This window comes from Cellulomonas fimi ATCC 484 (genome assembly GCF_000212695.1).
GTDB lineage: Bacteria > Actinomycetota > Actinomycetes > Actinomycetales > Cellulomonadaceae > Cellulomonas > Cellulomonas fimi.
Map to the genome: position 1 here is coordinate 2,241,714 of NC_015514.1, position 17,695 is coordinate 2,259,408.

The 17,695-nt window shown below is 74.1% G+C and carries 18 protein-coding genes and 1 tRNA gene; all 19 read right to left on the bottom strand.

All coding sequences use genetic code 11. The features are described from left to right. Nucleotides 1-45 precede the first annotated feature (45 nt). The 19 genes from CELF_RS10230 to CELF_RS10320 all read right to left on the bottom strand — a co-directional run bounded on the left by CELF_RS10230 (nucleotide 46) and on the right by CELF_RS10320 (nucleotide 17,579). On the bottom strand, nucleotides 46-633 hold the full coding sequence (locus CELF_RS10230; RefSeq protein ID WP_013771181.1) for an adenine phosphoribosyltransferase: 588 nt from the start codon (nucleotides 631-633) through the stop codon (nucleotides 46-48). Next, the gene (secF, locus tag CELF_RS10235; RefSeq protein WP_013771182.1) at nucleotides 630-1,724 is read right to left on the bottom strand and encodes a protein translocase subunit SecF; all 1,095 of its coding nucleotides are present in this window, start codon (nucleotides 1,722-1,724) and stop codon (nucleotides 630-632) included. The genes CELF_RS10230 and secF overlap by 4 nt, the downstream gene beginning before the upstream one ends. Further along, nucleotides 1,724-3,667 (bottom strand): protein translocase subunit SecD, encoded by a 1,944-nt coding sequence (secD, locus tag CELF_RS10240; protein WP_013771183.1) that lies wholly within the window; start codon nucleotides 3,665-3,667, stop codon nucleotides 1,724-1,726. Before secD ends, secF begins: the two co-directional genes overlap by 1 nt. A gap of 84 nt (nucleotides 3,668-3,751) precedes the next feature. After that, complete coding sequence (gene yajC / locus CELF_RS10245) at nucleotides 3,752-4,171, bottom strand: preprotein translocase subunit YajC (RefSeq protein ID WP_013771184.1); 420 nt, start codon at nucleotides 4,169-4,171, stop codon at nucleotides 3,752-3,754. Between the two features lie 177 nt (nucleotides 4,172-4,348). Next, a complete protein-coding gene (gene ruvB, locus CELF_RS10250; protein ID WP_013771185.1) occupies nucleotides 4,349-5,416 on the bottom strand; it encodes a Holliday junction branch migration DNA helicase RuvB in 1,068 nt (355 codons plus the stop codon). Further along, a complete protein-coding gene (ruvA, locus tag CELF_RS10255) occupies nucleotides 5,409-6,023 on the bottom strand; it encodes a Holliday junction branch migration protein RuvA (RefSeq protein WP_013771186.1) in 615 nt (204 codons plus the stop codon). Before ruvA ends, ruvB begins: the two co-directional genes overlap by 8 nt. Nucleotides 6,024-6,177: 154 nt before the next feature. Further along, nucleotides 6,178-6,744, bottom strand: a complete 567-nt coding sequence (gene ruvC / locus CELF_RS10260) for a crossover junction endodeoxyribonuclease RuvC (protein WP_013771187.1) — start codon at nucleotides 6,742-6,744, stop codon at nucleotides 6,178-6,180. 54 nt (nucleotides 6,745-6,798) lie between these two features. After that, on the bottom strand, nucleotides 6,799-7,554 hold the full coding sequence (locus CELF_RS10265; RefSeq protein ID WP_013771188.1) for a YebC/PmpR family DNA-binding transcriptional regulator: 756 nt from the start codon (nucleotides 7,552-7,554) through the stop codon (nucleotides 6,799-6,801). 9 nt (nucleotides 7,555-7,563) lie between these two features. Continuing rightward, nucleotides 7,564-8,169 carry a pyridoxal 5'-phosphate synthase glutaminase subunit PdxT gene (gene pdxT / locus CELF_RS10270; protein ID WP_013771189.1) on the bottom strand — a complete coding sequence of 202 codons (606 nt, stop codon included), beginning with the start codon at nucleotides 8,167-8,169 and terminating at the stop codon, nucleotides 7,564-7,566. Between the two features lie 11 nt (nucleotides 8,170-8,180). Next, entirely contained in the window at nucleotides 8,181-9,395 is a 1,215-nt protein-coding gene (locus CELF_RS10275) for a pyridoxal phosphate-dependent aminotransferase (protein ID WP_013771190.1), read from the bottom strand. A 58-nt stretch (nucleotides 9,396-9,453) separates the two neighbouring features. Beyond that, nucleotides 9,454-10,110, bottom strand: a complete 657-nt coding sequence (locus tag CELF_RS10280; protein WP_013771191.1) for an NUDIX hydrolase — start codon at nucleotides 10,108-10,110, stop codon at nucleotides 9,454-9,456. Next, on the bottom strand, nucleotides 10,107-11,039 hold the full coding sequence (gene pdxS, locus CELF_RS10285; protein ID WP_013771192.1) for a pyridoxal 5'-phosphate synthase lyase subunit PdxS: 933 nt from the start codon (nucleotides 11,037-11,039) through the stop codon (nucleotides 10,107-10,109). Before pdxS ends, CELF_RS10280 begins: the two co-directional genes overlap by 4 nt. 91 nt (nucleotides 11,040-11,130) lie before the next feature. Beyond that, nucleotides 11,131-11,838 (bottom strand): hypothetical protein, encoded by a 708-nt coding sequence (locus tag CELF_RS10290; protein ID WP_013771193.1) that lies wholly within the window; start codon nucleotides 11,836-11,838, stop codon nucleotides 11,131-11,133. Next, complete coding sequence (locus CELF_RS10295; protein ID WP_126298125.1) at nucleotides 11,835-13,028, bottom strand: glycosyltransferase family 4 protein; 1,194 nt, start codon at nucleotides 13,026-13,028, stop codon at nucleotides 11,835-11,837. The genes CELF_RS10290 and CELF_RS10295 overlap by 4 nt, the downstream gene beginning before the upstream one ends. Nucleotides 13,029-13,060: 32 nt before the next feature. Beyond that, nucleotides 13,061-14,026: a phosphatidylinositol mannoside acyltransferase gene (locus CELF_RS10300; RefSeq protein ID WP_013771195.1), complete on the bottom strand. Its 966-nt coding sequence runs from the start codon at nucleotides 14,024-14,026 to the stop codon at nucleotides 13,061-13,063. After that, nucleotides 14,023-14,634, bottom strand: a complete 612-nt coding sequence (pgsA, locus tag CELF_RS10305) for a phosphatidylinositol phosphate synthase (RefSeq protein ID WP_013771196.1) — start codon at nucleotides 14,632-14,634, stop codon at nucleotides 14,023-14,025. Before pgsA ends, CELF_RS10300 begins: the two co-directional genes overlap by 4 nt. Before the next feature lie 7 nt (nucleotides 14,635-14,641). Next, on the bottom strand, nucleotides 14,642-15,253 hold the full coding sequence (locus CELF_RS10310; protein WP_049791561.1) for an HIT family protein: 612 nt from the start codon (nucleotides 15,251-15,253) through the stop codon (nucleotides 14,642-14,644). Nucleotides 15,254-15,301: 48 nt separating this feature from the next. Continuing rightward, entirely contained in the window at nucleotides 15,302-17,314 is a 2,013-nt protein-coding gene (gene thrS, locus CELF_RS10315) for a threonine--tRNA ligase (protein WP_013771198.1), read from the bottom strand. A 193-nt stretch (nucleotides 17,315-17,507) separates the two neighbouring features. Beyond that, nucleotides 17,508-17,579, bottom strand: a tRNA-Val gene (locus CELF_RS10320). Nucleotides 17,580-17,695: the final 116 nt, after the last annotated feature.

The following is a 17,695-nucleotide window of genomic DNA, read 5'->3' on the forward strand; positions in this document are numbered from 1 at the left end:
CCCGACGCCGCCCCGGTCGCGCGGGGGCGGTCGCCGGACAGGGCGTCAGGGGATGCGGACCAGCACGTCGATCGGGTGGTCCCCGAGCCGGTCGCGCCCCGCAAGCCCCTCGAGCTCGACGAGGAACGACAGGCCGACGACGTGCGCGCCGCACTGCTCGAGCAGCGCGACGGTCGCCGCGGCGGTGCCGCCCGTGGCGAGGACGTCGTCGATGACGAGCACGCGCGCCCCGTCGGGGACGGTGAACGGGTGGATCTCGACCGACGCGTGCCCGTACTCGAGCTCGTAGTGCTCGACGGCCGTCGGGCCGGGCAGCTTGCCGGCCTTGCGCACGGGCAGGACACCCGCGCCGAGGGCCACCGCGACCGGGGAGGCGAGCAGGAACCCGCGCGCCTCCATGCCGGCGACGAGGTCGACGCCCTCGGGCGCGGCCTGCGCGATGGCGTCGACGACCCCGGCGAACGCCGGGCCGTCGGCGAGCAACGGGGTGATGTCGCGGAACAGGACGCCGGGCTTGGGGTAGTCCGGCACGAGGCGCACGAGCTCGTCGACGCGCGTGAGCAGCCGCGCGCGGTCCGTGGGGGCGCCCGACGGCACCCCCACGGCCGGCTGTCCGGCGGGCAGGCCGGTCACCGGCGGCGCTTCGGCTGTGCGGCGACGCCCTGGTGCCCGCCCGGTCGCAGCTGACCGGCCGAGCGCACCCCCGCCGCGCCCGCCGTCACCGGCTCGCCGGACTCGGCAGCGCCCCGCGCCCCGCGGGACGCCAGCACCTTGCGGGTGTGCTCGCGGATCGCCGACTCCCGCTCGCGCAGCGACACCTCGGCGGGGGTCGCGAGGAAGACCGAGGAGAACGTGCCGATGAGCATGCCGACGAAGAGCGCGAGCGCGATGTCGCGCAGCGTCCCGGCCCCGAGCACGAACGCGCCGACGAACAGGATCGAGGCGACCGGCAGGAGCGCGACGACCGAGGTGTTGATCGACCGCACGAGCGTCTGGTTGACGGCGAGGTTCGCCTTCTCGGCGTACGTGAAGCGGGTCTGCTCGAGGGTGTCCGCGGTGTTCTCGCGGACCTTGTCGAACACCACGACGGTGTCGTAGATGGAGTACCCGAGGATCGTCAGGAAGCCGATGACGGTGGCCGGCGTGACCTCCCAGCCGACGCCCGCGTACACGCCCGCGGTGATGATCAGGTCGTGGAACAGCGCGATGAGCGCGGCGACCGCCATCCGCCAGTTGCGGAAGTAGATCGTCATGACGACCGCGACGAACAGCAGGAAGACGACGATGCCCGTGATCGCCTTGCGGGAGATGTCGGCACCCCACGACGGGCCGATGAACGACGAGGTGACGTTCTCCTCGGGCACGCCGTAGGCCTCGGCCAGCGCCCCCTGCATCTCCTCGACCTCGGTGTTGGACAGCTCGGCGGTCTGGATCCGCAGGCTCTCCGTGCCGATCGTCGTGACCTTGGGCGACTCGCCGGGCGCGTTGGCCTGGACCGTGTCGATCGCGAGCTGCTGGTCGAGGTCCGTGACCCCGGACACCACGAACTCGGAGCCGCCACGGAACTCGATGCCGGGGTTGAGGCCCGGCTTGACGAGCAGCACCGCGGAGACGGCGACGAGGATCGCGGAGATCGTGTACCAGACCTTGCGGCGCCCGACGATGTCGTACGACCGGCGGCCGGTGTAGAGGTCGTTGCCCCACTGGGCGAATCCGGCGGCCATCAGAGCTCGCTCCCCTCGGTGCGCCCGGTCGCGGGCTCGTTCGTCCCCGTCGGGTCGGGTCCCCGGTCCGCCGGCTCGGGAGGCGGTGCACCCTGGGCCTCACGCGCGGCGGCGGCCCGCGCGGCCGCCCGCCGCTCGGCGATGGTCCCGCCGGTCGGCGCCGTGGCGTCGCCGGACGTGCCCGTGCCGACGCCCACCGGGACACGGTCGGCGTCGCCCTTCGCGGTCTTGCCGGGCGTCGGCGCGACGACGCGGCCACGGCCGGCGTAGCGCGGCACGTCCACGCCGAGCCGGCGCGGGTCGAGGCCGGACCACGGGTGGCCCTCGCCCCAGAACTTCGTGCGGGCGATGAGCGTCATGACCGGGTGTGTGAACAGGAACACCACGATCACGTCGATGATCGTCGTGAGACCGAGGGTGAACGCGAAGCCGCGGACGCCGCCCACGGCGAGCACGTAGAGCACCGCCGCGGCGATGAAGTTCACCGCGTCGGACGCCAGGATGGTGCGTCGCGCCCGCTCCCAGCCGCGCTCGACGGCGGCCTGCAGCGTGCGGCCCTCGCGCAGCTCGTCACGGATGCGTTCGAAGTACACGATGAACGAGTCCGCCGTGATGCCGATCGCGACGATCAGGCCCGCGACGCCCGGCAGCGACAGGCGGTAGCCCTGCGTCCACGACAGCAGCGTGATGACGCCGTAGGTGATCACGGCCGCCACGATGAGCGACGACACCGTGAGCAGCCCGAGCGCGCGGTACTGGAACAGCGAGTAGATGACGACGAGGACGAGGCCGATGAGGCCCGCGACGAGACCCTTCTGCAGCTGCTCCGAGCCGAGTGTCGCGGAGATCTGCTCCTCGCTCTGCACCTCGAACGTCAGCGGCAGCGAGCCAAAGTTCAGCTGGTTGGCGAGCGTGGCCGCCGACTCCCGCGTGAACGTGCCCGAGATCTCGGCCTTGCCGTTGGAGATGATCGTGCCGGGGTCCAGCCCCGGCGCCGAGATGACGAGCCCGTCGAGCACGACCGCGAACTGGTTCTGCGGGCTCGTGAGCCCCTGCAGCCGGGTCGTGACGTCGGTGAACTGCGTCGTGCCCTTCGACGTGAACTCGAGGTTGACGACCCACTCGTTGGTGACGCCGCCGGTCTGCGTCTGGCGCAGGCCCGAGCTCGCGCCCGAGATCTCGCCGCCCTCGATCTCGACCGGGCCGAGGATGTACTTGGCCGTGCCGGCCGGGTCGCACGTGACGAACGCCGCGTCCGGGTCACCCGGGGCGCCGCCCGTGAGGTTGCTCGGGTCCGTGCAGTCGAGGGTGTCGAAACGCTCCTGCACCGCGGGCGTGACGTAGTACGCCGCGTCGCTCGGGGTGTCAGGGGCGGCCTTCGCGGGCGTGTCCGACGCGGGCGCCGACGCGCTGGGCGTCGGCTCGGGCGTCGCCGCAGCGTCTGCCGCGGGCTCCTGCGTCGCGGCCGGGTCGGCCGCCTCCGGGTCGGTCGCCGCGGCGGACTCCGTCGGCTCCGGCGCGGCCGCGTCGTCCTCGCCGACCGGCGTGGGCGCGCCGAAGGTCAGCACGGGACGGAACTCCATCTGCGCGGACGTCCGGACGAGCTCGAGCGTCTCCTCGCTGGGCGTGCCCGGGAGCGCGACCACGATGTTGTTGCCGCTCTGGCTCGTGATCTCCGCCTCGGCGACACCCGAGGAGTCGACGCGCTGCCGGATGACCTCGATCGCCTGCGAGATCGTCTCGGACGTGATGGCGCCCGGGTCGTCGGAGACGGGCTTCAGGATGACCTGCGTGCCCCCTTCGAGGTCGAGGGCGAGGTTCGGCGTCCACGTCGCGGTGGAGCGCTCGGTGCCGGCGAAGATCGTGCCGAAGAGGGCGACGACCAGCAGCCCGAGCCACAGGAGCGTACGGACCGGCCGGTGACGGCGGGCAGGAGGGGCCAACGGAGTCTTCTCTCGTGCGCGCACCGGTCACCCAGGCGACCGGTGGGGTCCAGGCCCGGGCGTCGTCACCCGGGCCGTGTGCGGTTACTTGGTGTCCGGCTCGTCGTCCTTCTTGCGCAGGACGGGCGGGAGCGAGGACAGGTCGTCCGGGACGTCGATGACCTCGTCGGCGGCACGGTCGCGGTCGGCGTCCGTGGCGTCGTCGTCGAAGGTCTCCTCGTCCTCGTCCTCGTCGGCGGCGGTGTCCGCCGGCGGGTCGACACGCTTGGCGATCGCGGCGCGGATCCAGCGGGTGCGCGACCCCGGGGTCGACTCGACGGTGATGACGTCACCCTCGACCTCGACCACGGTGCCGAACAGGCCCGAGCCGGTCATGATCTCGTCCCCCGGCGCCAGGTTGTTCCGGAAGTCCTGGGCCTCGCGCTGCTGCTTGCGGGTCCGGCTGGACATGAGCCAGAACGCGCCGAAGGCGAGGAGGAGGATGACGAGGAAGGTGGGGTCCACGACTGGTACGGCTCCGATCGAGTGATGTGTCCGCCGCAGTCTAGGCGCAGCGGCTCGCCGCTCCAACGTCCCGTGGCACCGCGAGGTTCCCGATCGCACTCCCCCGTCGGCGTCGACCGCGACCGGCGCACCCTCCACGGCACGCCCCGGGCCGCCCCCACGAGGACCTGCGCGTCGTCAGCCGAACAGCGTGCCCGGCCCGGGGAGCGGGTCGAGGCCCAGGTGCTCCCACGCGCCGGGCAGCGCGACGCGCCCGCGCGGCGTCCGGCCGATGAGCCCCTCGCGCACGAGGAACGGCTCGGCGACGGTCTCGACCGTCTCGGGCTCCTCGCCGACGGCCACGGCGAGCGTCGTCAGGCCGACCGGCCCGCCGCCGAACCGCGTGCACAGCGCCGACAGGACCGCCCGGTCCAGCCGGTCGAGCCCACGCGCGTCCACCTCGTAGACCTCGAGCGCGGCGCGTGCGGCCGCGAGGCTCAGCATCCCGTCGCCGCGGACCTCGGCCCAGTCGCGCACGCGGCGCAGCAGGCGGTTCGCGATGCGGGGCGTGCCGCGCGAGCGCGACGCGATCTCGGCCGCGGCGTCGCCGTCCAGCGGCACCCCCAGGAGGCCGGCCGAGCGCAGCAGGACCCGCTCGAGCTCGTGCGTCTCGTAGAAGTCGAGGTGCCCGGTGAAGCCGAACCGGTCGCGCAGCGGTGCCGGCAGCAGGCCCGCGCGCGTCGTCGCGCCGACCACGGTGAACGGCGGCAGCGCGAGCGGGATCGCGCTCGCGCCCGCGCCCTTGCCCACGACGACGTCGACCCGGAAGTCCTCCATCGCCACGTACAGCAGCTCCTCCGCGGGACGCGCGAGGCGGTGGATCTCGTCGAGGAACAGCACCTCGCCCTCCTCGAGCGAGGACAGCACGGCGGCCAGGTCGCCCGCGTGCTGGATCGCCGGGCCGCTCGTGACGCGCAGCGACGTGCCGAGCTCGGCGGCGATGATCATCGCGAGCGTCGTCTTGCCCAGCCCGGGCGGCCCGGACAGCAGGACGTGGTCGGGTGCGCGGCCGCGCCGGCGCGCGGCCTGCAGCACGAGCGAGAGCTGGTCGCGCACGACGCGCTGCCCCACGAACTCGTCCAGGGTGCGCGGTCGCAGCGCCGCCTCCGCGGCCCGCTCGACGTCGTCGGCACCGGAGCGGACCAGCGACTCCGCCGGCAGCCGCTCGGTCGCGACGTCGAGATCGAGGTCGTCGCCGTCAGCCATGACCGCCGCCGAGCGTGCGCAGCGCGGCGCGCAGCACGCCCGCGACCTCGTCGGCGGCGACCGGGCCGGGCGCGTCCTGCAGGACGGCCGACACGGCGTCCCCCGCCGCCTTCGCGTTCCAGCCGAGCCCGACGAGCGCCTCGACGACCTGGTCGCGCCGGTCGTCCGACGCCGCCGACGACGTGGCGGGCGCACCCGCGCCGGAGGGTGCGCCGAGGCGGTCCCCGAGCTCGAGGACGATGCGCTGCGCACCCTTGCGGCCGATGCCGGGCACCCGCATGAGCGCGGCCAGGTCCTCCCCCGCGACCGCCCGGCGCAGGCCGTCGGGCGTGTGCACCGCGAGCATCGCCAGCGCGAGGCGCGGGCCGACGCCCGACACCGTCTGCACGACCTCGAACACCTCGCGCTCGTCGGCGTCGGCGAAGCCGAACAGCGTGAGCGAGTCCTCCCGGACGACGAGCGACGTCGCGAGCGTGGCCTGCGCACCCACGCGCAGCCCGGCGAGCGTCGCGGGCGTGGCCTGCACGAGCATCCCGACACCACCGACCTCGACCACGGCCGAGTCCAGCCGCACCGCCAGGACCGTGCCCCGCACCGACGCGATCACGCCCGCGCCCCTTCCGTCGTCCCGTCCGTCACGGCGCTACTCTCGCACACGCCCGAACACCTGTACGACGGACACGCCCGCCGTGGTCGGCGCTCCCCCGGGGCCCGCCGTCGCCTCCGACCGGGCAGTGGCCGTGCCCGCCGTCGACGCGGGCTCAGGCGCGCCGCTTCGCCGCCTGCTCGGCCGCGGCCCACGCGCGCTGCGCCGCGGTCATCGAGCCCGGCGCGCGCTGCGGCGCGCCCAGCGCACCCGCCGGCCGCCACAGGTGGCAGATCGCGAGCGCGAGCGCGTCCGCGGCGTCCGCGGGACGCGGCAGCTCCTCCAGGCCGAGCAGCCGCTGGACCATGGTCTGCACCTGCGCCTTCTCGGCGCGGCCGTTGCCCGTGACAGCGGCCTTGACCTCGCTGGGGGTGTGCAGCGCGACGGGGATGCGACGCCGTGCTGCCGCGACCATCGCGAGCCCCGCGACCTGCGCGGTCCCCATCACGGTGCGCACGTTGTGCTGCGCGAACACCCGCTCGACGGCGACCGCGTCGGGCGCGTGCTCCTCGAGCCACTCCTCGAGCTGCGCCTCGATCGTGAGCAGCCGCTGGTCGACCTCGTCGTCGACCGGCGAGCGCGCGACACCGACCGCGACGAGCCGCGCGCGGCGCCCGGGCAGGCCGTCGACGACGCCGAGACCGCACCGGGTCAGGCCGGGATCGACTCCGAGGACGCGCACGCTCGTATGGTCGCAGCCTCCCGGGTCGTTCCCCGGGAGGCTGCGCGCCTGTCGTCAGTCGTCCTCGAGCTCCGCCATGACCTCGTCGGACGCGTCGAAGTTCGCGTAGACGTTCTGCACGTCGTCGGAGTCCTCGAGCGCGTCGATGAGGCGCAGGATCTTGCGCGCACCCTCGGCGTCGACCTCGATCTGCGTCGACGGCCAGAACACGACGTCGGCGGAGTCGTACTCGATGCCGGCCTCCTGCAGCGACGTGCGGACCGGGACGAGGTCGGTGGCCTCGCTCAGCACCTCGAACGACTCGCCGAGGTCGTTGACCTCCTCGCCGCCCGCGTCGAGCACCGCCTCCATGACCGCGTCCTCGTCGGTGCCCTCCTTGGGCACGATGACGACGCCCTTGCGGCTGAAGATGTACGACACCGAGCCGGGGTCGGCCATCTGGCCGCCGTTGCGCGTGAACGCGACGCGCACGTCGGACGCGGCGCGGTTGCGGTTGTCGGTGAGGCACTCGACCAGGACCGCGACGCCGCCGGGGCCGTAGCCCTCGTACATGATCGTCTGGTAGTCGGCGCCGCCGGCCTCCTGGCCGGACCCGCGCTTGAGGGCGCGGTCGATGTTGTCGTTCGGGACCGACGACTTCTTCGCCTTCTGGATGGCGTCGAACAGCGTCGGGTTGCCCGCGGGGTCACCACCGCCCGTGCGGGCGGCCACCTCGATGTTCTTGACCAGCTTCGCGAAGAGCTTGCCGCGCTTCGCGTCGACGACGGCCTTCTTGTGCTTGGTGGTGGCCCACTTGGAATGACCCGACATCGGCTCTGCCTACCCCTGGCTCTCGCGGACGATCTCGACGAACAGACGGTGCACCCGGGTGTCGCCCGTGACCTCCGGATGGAAGGAGGTGACGAGGAGCGGTCCCTGGCGGACCGCGACGATCCTACCGGCGGCGGGACCCGACTCGACGCGACCGACGACCCGGGCGGCCGGACCGACCTCCTCGACCCAGGGCGCACGGATGAACACCGCGTGCAGCGGGCCGTCCTCGACGCCCTCGACCGCGAGGTCCGTCTCGAACGAGTCGACCTGGCGGCCGAACGCGTTGCGGCGCACGGTGACGTCGACGCCACCGAGGGTCTGCTGCCCCTCGATGCCGCCCAGCACCCGGTCGGCCAGCAGGATCATGCCCGCGCAGGACCCGTAGGCGGGCATCCCGGCGCGCAGGCGCTCCTGGACGGGTGCGAACAGGTCGAACGCCCGCAGCAGCTTGTCGATGGTCGTCGACTCGCCGCCGGGGATCACGAGGGCGTCGACGGCGTCGAGCTCGCGCACGCGGCGCACGGGCACGGCGTGCGCGCCCTCGACGGTCAGCGCGTGCACGTGCTCGCGCACGTCTCCCTGCAGGGCGAGGACTCCGACGGTCACGGTCACGACGGGGGATCCTAGTTCGCGGCGAGGAGCGGCTCCGCCTGCGCCCGGCGGTCGGCCGCCGCACCGTCGCCCGCGCGCACCTCCTCGACCGCCTCGACGAGCCGCGCCAGCCCCGTCCGCAGCACGTCGGGCGCCGCCGCGAGGCTCACGCGCACGCGCCCGTGCGCCGCGGCCCCGAACGTCGCCCCCGGCGCGACCGCGACGTGCCGCTCCGCGAGGAGCCGCAGCGCGAACGCGTCGGTGTCGGCGACACCCACGTCGACCATGAGGTAGAACGCGCCCTCGGGACGCACGTAGCCGATCCCGGCGGCGTCGAGCTGCGCGACCGCGGCGTCGCGACGCGCGCGGTAGGACGCCACGGCGAGCGCGACGTAGTCCTGCGAGCCCGTGAGCGCGGCGAGCGCCGCGTGCTGGCCGACCGCCGACGGGCACGCGACGGTCGCCTCGGCGAGGTGCCCGAGCGTCTCCACCACGTCGTGCCGGGGGGTCGCGAGATACCCCAGGCGCCAGCCGGTCATCGCGTACGTCTTGGACAGGCTGTGCTGGACGACGACCCGTCCGTCGGTGTCGAACGCCGCGGGGCTCACGTGCGGCGCGCCGAACGTCACGGCCTCGTAGCACTCGTCGGACAGCACCCACAGGTCGTGCCGCCGGGCGACGTCGACGAGCGCGGCGACGACCTCGGCCGGGTACACGGCACCCGTGGGGTTGTTCGGCGAGCACACGACGACCGCGCGCGTGCGCGGCCCGATCGCGGCCTCGACGTCCGCGGGGTCCGGGACGTAGCCCGCCTCGGGGGCGGTGCGGTAGGTGCCCACCGTGGCACCGACCGACACGGCCGCCATGGCCCAGTTCGGGAACATCGGGTCGGGCAGCAGCACCTCGTCGCCCGGCCCGAGCAGCGCGGCCATGGTCATGGTCAGCCCGTGCATCGCGCCGTGCGTGACGACGACGTCGTCGGCGGCCGTCTTTCGGCCCGAGACGCGCGTGACCCGCTCGGCGGCGGCGGCGCGCAGGGCCGGGATGCCGGTGCTCGCGGTGTAGCCCGCGAGGCCGTCGTGCGCCGCGCGGGCGGCCGCGTCGACGACGTGGGGCGCGGTCGTGGCGTCGGGCTCGCCGATCTCGAGGTGGAGCGCCTCCGGGTCGCGGTTGGCGAGCTCCATGAGGGTGCGGATGCCGCTGCGGGGGATGTGCAGCGTCGGCGAGGTGGGCGCGAGGGTGGGCATGCCGTCGACGGTACACACCGACGTTACCGACCAGTACCACCCGGTCGGGGTCGACCGGTCACGACTCGCGCGCGAGCCCCAGGTGCCGCACCGTGCCGTCCCAGCCGGCCGCGAGGTCCCGCACGAGCGCCGGCAGCCCCGCGGGGAACACCTCGATGTCCACCGCCTCGAGCTCGTCGAGCGGCCACCAGCGCAGCTCGTCGAGCACGCCCGCCTCGAGCTCCGTCCAGCCGTCGCGGCTGAGCTCGCCGACGTCGCCCGAGCGCACACGCGCCAGGTACAGGTCCTCGTCCTGGCGGCAGTGCTGCGCGAAGAAGTCGAAGATCGCCGACCGGGTGAGCACCGGCCCCTGCAGCGCCGCCGGGTCCAGGACGATGCCCGTCTCCTCGCGCAGCTCGCGCAGCGCCGCGGTCCGGGAGTCCTCGCCGTCGTCGATGCCGCCGCCGACGGTGAACCACCAGCTCCGTTCCGGCTGGTCGACGTCGTGCCCGCGCATGAGCAGGACGCGGTCGTGCTCGTCGAGCAGGATCACCCGCGCGGCCCGCCGGAACAGCAGGCCGTCGGGACCCGGCCGCCACTCGGGCCCGAGCCCGTGGACCGGTCCCCCGCCGTCGGCGTGCCCACGTGCGGGCGGCACGCCCGTCGTCCCCGGCACGCCGAGGGCCGCGGACGACGACGCGTCCGCGGCCCCGGCTGCGCGGTCCGGCCCGCTCACCAGCCCCGCTCGGCGAGACGGTGCGGCACCGGGACGTCGTCGACGTTGATGCCGACCATGGCCTCGCCGAGGCCGCGCGACACCTTCGCGATCACGTCGGGGTCGTCGAAGAACGTCGTGGCCTTGACGATCGCGGCGGCACGCTCGGCAGGGTTGCCCGACTTGAAGATGCCCGAGCCGACGAACACCCCTTCGGCGCCCAGCTGCATCATCATCGCGGCGTCCGCCGGGGTCGCGATGCCCCCCGCGGTGAACAGCACGACCGGGAGCTTGCCGGCGGTCGCGACCTCCTTGACGAGCTCGTACGGCGCCTGCAGCTCCTTCGCCGCGAGGTACAGCTCGTCCTCCGGCAGCGAGGTGAGGCGGCGGATCTCGTCGCGCAGCGTGCGCATGTGCGTCGTGGCGTTCGACACGTCACCCGTGCCGGCCTCGCCCTTCGAGCGGATCATCGCGGCGCCCTCGGTGATCCGGCGCAGCGCCTCGCCCAGGTTGGTCGCGCCGCACACGAACGGGACGGTGAACGCCCACTTGTCGATGTGGTGCGCGTAGTCGGCCGGGGTGAGCACCTCGGACTCGTCGACGTAGTCGACGCCGAGCGACTGCAGCACCTGCGCCTCGACGAAGTGGCCGATGCGGGCCTTCGCCATGACGGGGATCGAGACGGCCTCGATGATGCCGTCGATGAGGTCCGGGTCGCTCATGCGCGCGACGCCGCCCTGCGCGCGGATGTCGGCCGGGACGCGCTCGAGCGCCATGACGGCGACCGCGCCGGCGTCCTCGGCGATCTTCGCCTGCTCCGCGGTGACGACGTCCATGATGACGCCGCCCTTGAGCATCTCCGCCATGCCGCGCTTCACGCGCGCGGTGCCGACGGTGCCGGCGGCGGGCTCGTGCGTCGTGGTGGTCGGCTGGCTGTTCTCGCTGGTCACGTCGAGCCTCACAGAAGTCGTGGGGGTGGGGGGCCGGGCGCGGCCCGTCCCGCCATGGTAGTCCGTCGTCCGTGCGGCCCCGTCGGCCGTCTCAGCCGTCCCGGCGGGCGTCGCCGGCCGCGTCCGTGCCGCGCGCCGAGGGGCCCGGACGGGCCGCGTCGTCGCTCGCGCGCGCGCCCGGCCGGCCCAGCGCCGCGGGCCACTCGTCGTCCAGCTCGAGTGTCCGCGGGGCCGGTGCGTGGCCCGCGAGGCGCAGCAGCCGGACCAGGCGTCCACGCCGGGCGCGCTGCGTCTGCGCGACGGCCTCGTTGTGGAACCGGCGGGCGAGCTGCACGCGGTACCAGGCGGAGCCGAGCGAGCCGAGCAGCTCGTCGCCCGTCGGGTCGGCGCGCAGGGCCGCGACGTCCTCTGGGTCGCCGAGCGCCTCGCGCAGCGTCGCGGAGAGCTCGCTCTCGACCCGGCCGCGCTCGTCGACGTCCGTCGCGACCGCGGCCTCCTCGGCGCTCAGCAGCTCGCGCACCCCGGCCGGCAGGCTTGCGACGTCCGCCGCGGCCGCGCCCGCGCTGAGCGACGCCCACGCGGCCTCCGCGACGAGCACGGAGCTCACGGGGTCGAGCTGTCCGGACGTCGCCAGCCCGGCCGCGACGCTCGCGCGCCGCAGCAGCTGCGCCTCGACGACCGACCGGGACGCGGCGACCTTGCGGTGCAGCCGGTCGAGCCGGGACGCCGTGACCCAGAGCCACCACACCCCGAGCGCCACGACGAGCGTGACGAGGACCGCGACCTCCGACCAGCTCATCGCTCACCCCGTGACCGGCGCAGCTCCAGGAGCCGGGCCCCGCGCACCGACGACGGGTCCTCCCCGACGGGCGCGTCGCGACCGGCGACCGCCATCTCGTACACGGCCTGCACCTGGTCGGTGACGACCGACCAGTCGTAGCGGCGGACCGACTCGCTCGCGGTCGCCCTCACACGCGCGCGCAGGTCGGGGTCACGCAGCACGCGCACGAGCGTGCGCGCCAGGTCCTCGCTGTCGCCCACGCGGAACAGCACGCCCGCGGCGCCGTCGTCGAGCACGCGCGAGAACGCGCCCAGGTCGCTCGCGACCACGGCCGTGCCGGCGCTCATCGCCTCGACGAGGACGATCCCGAAGCTCTCGCCCCCCGTCTGGGGTGCGCAGTAGACGTCGACCGACGCGAGCAGCCGGGCCTTGTCCTCGTCGGACACGCCCCCGAGGAACTCGACGGCGCCCGCGCGCTCCCCCAGGACCTCGCGCGCCTGGTCGGCGCCCGTGTCGCCGCGGCCCGCGACCAGGAACCGCGCGCCCGGCACCTCGTCGAGCACGCGCCCGACGGCGCCCAGCAGCACGGGCAGCCCCTTGCGCGACTCGTCGAGCCGGCCGAGGAACGCGACCGTCGGCGCGGTCGGCGTGCCGGTCCAGCGCGCGTCGGGCCTCGCGGCCGCGAACGTGTCGACGTAGACGCCGTTCGGGATGACGACGGCGTCGCCGCCGAGGTGCTCGACGAGCGTGCGCCGCGCGTCCTCGGACACCGCGATGCGCGCGGAGATCTTCTCGAGGGACTGCCGCACCAGGGGGTACGCCACCTGCATGGACCGCGAGCGCACCTGCGCCGTGTGGAACGTCGCGACGACCGGGCCGTCGGCGATCCACAGGGCGAGCATGGACAGGCTCGGCGTGACCGGCTCGTGCAGGTGCAGCACGTCGAACTGCCCCTGCGCGAGCCACTTGCGCACGCGCGCGGCCGTCATGGGCCCGAACGTGAGCCGGGCGACGGAGCCGTTGTAGCGGACGGGGACCGCCTTGCCCGCCGCCGTCAGGTAGTCCGGCACGGGGGTGTCGTCGTCGGCGGGCGCCAGCACCGAGACCTGGTGGCCGCGCGCCATGAGCGCCTCCGCGAGGTCGCGGACGTGGAACTGGACGCCGCCGGGGACGTCGAAGGAGTACGGGCAGACGATGCCGACCCGCAGCGGGCGCCCGTCGCTGCGGACGCGCCCGAGCCTCACGACGACGCCCCGGACGCCTGCACGGTCGCGGCGTACCGCGCCGGGTCGAGGTCGTCGACGAACACGCGCTGCAGCATGTGCCAGTCCTCGGGGTGACGGTGGATGCCCGCGGCCACCTCGTCGACCCACGCCTGCGTGACGGCGCGCACCTGCTCGGAGCGTGGCACGTCGGCGGGCACCTCGACGCGCGGGCTGAACTCGATCGTCACGCCCCACGGCGTCCCGGCGGCACGACGGCGCGCACCGCGCAGGCGCTCGTAGCGCACGAGCGTCGGGAACAGCGGCGCGCCCGTGGAGATCGCGAGCGCGGCGGGCCCGGCCGCGACGCGGGCACGGTGGCCGAACAGGTCGACCTCGACGCCCCGCGCGGTCAGGTCGCGGTCCGCGAGCAGCGGGACCACCCCCGCGGCCGGCGCCCGGGCCGCGCGCACGAGGTCGCGGAACACGTCGCCGCCGCCGGACAGCGGGATGATGCTCAGGCCGATGCTCTCGCGGAACGCGACGAACTCCTGGAACAGCTCCTCGGGCTCGAGCCGCTCGGCGACCGTGGTGACGGGGGCCAGGTGCCGGGTGGCCCACGCGCCGGCGAGGTCCCAGTTGCCGACGTGCGCGAGCGCGAGCAGGATCGGCCGCCCCTCGTCGAGGTAGGGCTGGACCCGTTCCCGGTGCACGGCGCGGACGCGGTGGTCCACCTGCTCGCGGGGCACGGCGACGAGCGCGAACGCCTCGGTGAAGTACCGCATGTAGGACCGCATGCCCGCGCGGCTCAGGCGGCGCAGCGCGCGGTGGTCGAGCTCGGGGCGGACCCGGCCGAGGTTCTTCTCGAGGCGCCGGACGCCCTCGCCGTGGCGCAGCCACGTGACGTCGGCGGCGAGCCGGGCGGCACCGCGCAGCAGCGGACCGGGCACCTTGCCCGCGACGCGCCAGGCGATCGCGTAGAGGCGGGCGACGTCGACCTTCACTCGACCGCTCCGACGGCCTGGCGGTGCACCTTGGCCATCCGCTGCACGACGGTCACGGCGGACGCGACGGCGAGCAGCGCGAGGACGACGGTGAGGACCGCGGTGGGTGCCCCGAGCCCGACGGCGCCGGTGGCGAGCAGCACGACGACGAGCCGGTCGGCGCGCTCGGCGATCCCGCCCGACGCGGTCATGCCGAGGCCCTCGGCGCGCGCGCGGGCGTAGGGCACGACGGAGCCCAGGACGAGGCACGCGAGCGCGAGCACGGCCGTGACGTGGGAGTCGCCTCCACCGACGAACCACAGGACCAGGCCCGCGAAGATCGCGCCGTCGCCGAACCGGTCGAGGGTCGAGTCGAGGAACGCGCCCCACGGCCCGGACCGGCCCGACCGGCGCGCCATGACGCCGTCGAGCGAGTCGGTGAGCGCGAACAGCGCGATGAGCAGCGCACCGAGGAACAGGTGGCCGGTGGGGAACGCCCACAGGGCGGTGACGACCACGACGAGCGTCCCGACGACGGTCACGGCGTCCGGGGAGACGCCCGCGCGCAGGAGCGCACCGGCGAGCGGGGTCAGGACGCGTTGCATCACGCCCCGCAGTCGGTTCAGCACGTGCCGATCATCCCTTCAGGTCCGCGTCGGTGGCCGGGGTCGCACCCGGCGGCGGCCAGGCCGCGGCGAGGCGGTCGCGCGTGTCGCCGAGCAGCTCGGGCAGCGCGCGGCTGCGGCCGACGATGGGCAGGAAGTTCGAGTCGCCGCCCCAGCGCGGGACGACGTGCTGGTGCAGGTGCGCCGCGATGCCGGCCCCCGCGACGTCGCCCTGGTTCATGCCGAGGTTGAACCCGTGCGGCCCGGACACGGCGCGCAGGACCCGCATGGCGGTGCGCGTGAGCTCCGCGACCTCGGTGACCTCGTCGGTCGTGAGGTCGGTGTAGTCGGCGACGTGCCGGTACGGGCAGACGAGCAGGTGCCCGGAGTTGTACGGGTAGAGGTTGAGGCAGACGAACGCGGTGCGGCCCCGCGCGACGACGAGCCCCTCGGCGTCGGGCAGCGTCGGGATGCGGCAGAACGGGCAGCCCGGCCCGGCGTGCGCGTCGGTCGGCTTGTCCTGGCCCCCGATGTACGCCATCCGGTGCGGGGTCCACAGGCGCTCGAAGCCGTCGGGGACGCCGGGCAGGCCGTCGGGCGTCTCGGCGCCGGCCGCTCCGCCGGTGGTGCCGGGGCCGGTCACGACGTCGTCGTGCGCGGCCCCGGCACCGGGGTCGGGTGTGCTCACGGCTCAGACCTGCGCGCGCTCGCGCACGGCCGTGACGATGCGCTGCACGGCCTCGGCGACCGGCACGCCGTTGTCCTGACGCCCGTCGCGGTACCGGAAGGACACCGCGCCGGCGTCCGCGTCCTCGCCGCCGACGATGAGCACGAACGGGATCTTCTGCGTCGAGGCGTTGCGGATCTTCTTGCCGAACCGGTCGTCGGAGCGGTCGATCTCGGCCCGGATGCCCTCGGCCCGCAGCTGCGCGACGACGTCCTCGAGGTACGGCTCGAACGGCTCGGCGACGGGCACGGCGAGCACCTGCACGGGCGCGAGCCACGCCGGGAAGGCGCCCGCGTAGTGCTCGGTGAGCACCGCGAAGAACCGCTCGATCGAGCCGAACAGCGCGCGGTGGATCATGACGGGACGCTGGCGCGAGCCGTCAGGCGCGGTGTACTCGAGCTCGAACAGCTCGGGCAGGTTGAAGTCGAGCTGGATCGTCGACATCTGCCAGGTGCGCCCGATCGCGTCCTTGGCCTGGACCGAGATCTTCGGGCCGTAGAACGCGGCGCCGCCCGGGTCGGGCACGAGCTCGAGGCCCGACGACTGCGCGACCTCCCGCAGCGTCTCGGTGGCCCGCTCCCACACGTCGTCGTCGCCGACGAACTTCTCCGGGTTCTTCGTCGACAGCTCGAGGTAGAAGTCGTCGAGACCGTAGTCCTTGAGCAGGTCCAGCACGAAGGTGAGCAGACGGGTCAGCTCGTCCTTCATCTGGTCGAGCGTGCAGTAGATGTGCGCGTCGTCCTGGGTGAACCCGCGCGCACGGGTCATGCCGTGCACGACGCCCGACTTCTCGTACCGGTACACGGTGCCGAACTCGAACAGCCGCAGCGGCAGCTCGCGGTAGGAGCGCCCGCGCGAGCGGTAGACGAGGTTGTGCATCGGGCAGTTCATCGGCTTGAGGTAGTAGTTCTGCCCCTGCCGCTTGACGTTGCCCTCGTCGTCGAGCTCCTCGTCGAGGTGCATCGGGGGGTACATGCCGTCCGCGTACCAGTCGAGGTGCCCCGAGAGCTGGAACAGCCGCTCCTTGGTGATGTGCGGGGTGTTGACGAACGAGTACCCCGCCTCGACGTGGCGCTTGCGCGAGTACGCCTCCATCTCCATGCGGATGAGCCCGCCCTTGGGGTGGAACACCGCCAGCCCCGAGCCGATCTCGTCGGGGAAGGAGAACAGGTCGAGCTCGCTGCCCAGACGGCGGTGGTCGCGGCGCTCGGCCTCGGCCACACGCTCCAGGTACGCCTTGAGCTCGTCCTTCGACGGCCACGCGGTGCCGTACACGCGCTGCAGCTGCGGGTTCTTCTCGCTCCCCCGCCAGTACGCCGCGGCGGACCGCGTGAGCTGGAACCCGTTGCCGAGCACCTTGGTCGAGGGCACGTGCGGGCCGCGGCACAGGTCCTGCCAGACGACCTGCTCGCTCTCGCGACCGGCGCCCCGCACGTTCTGGTAGATGCTCAGGCCGCCGAGGCCGACCTCCACCGACGCGCCGTCCGCCGCCGCGGGGTCGCCCTTGAGGCCGATGAGCTCGAGCTTGTACGGCTCGTCCCTCAGCTCCTCGCGCGCCTGCTCCTCCGTGACGTCCCACCGCCGGAAGGTCTGCCCCTCCTTGACGATGCGCCCCATGACCTTCTCGATCGCGCGCAGGTCGTCCGGGGTGAACGGGGTGTCGACGTCGAAGTCGTAGTAGAAGCCGTCGGTGATCGGCGGGCCGATGCCGAGCTTCGCCTTCGGGTTGACCTCCTGCACCGCCTGCGCGAGCACGTGCGCGGCCGAGTGGCGCAGCACGGCGAGACCCTCCGGGTCCTGCACCGTGACTCCCTCGACGACCGCGCCGTCGGGCAGCGGCAGGTGCAGGTCGCGGAGCTCGCCGTCGACGCGCGCGACGATCACGTCGCGGCGGTCGGCGAAGACCTGCGTGCCCGTCGTCCCCTGCTCGGCGGTCGTGGTGGTCCCGTCGACGGTGAGGGTGATGAGCTCGGGCACGGGTGCTGCCTCCTTGGGTGGGTGCCGGCCGGGCGGCGGGCCCCTCGATGCTACCGGCGCAGGTCCTCCGTCCGGGGCAGCGCGGGCGACGCGGCCGCTCGCGCCCGGCGGACCGTCGTTGGGCCGTTCGGGTGATGCCGGAGAACGACGAAGGCCCCGTACCGGGACGAGTCCGGTCCGGGGCCTTCACGGGTGGGCGATACTGGGTTCGAACCAGTGACCTCCTCGGTGTGAACGAGGCGCTCTACCACTGAGCCAATCGCCCGCGACGATCACCCGGGGGCGACGTCGAAGAGGATGCTACCCAACCTGCGGCCAGATTCCGAACCGGGCACCGGCGACACCCCGTCGGGCGTACGGTGGGAGCCTGCGGCGCGGCAG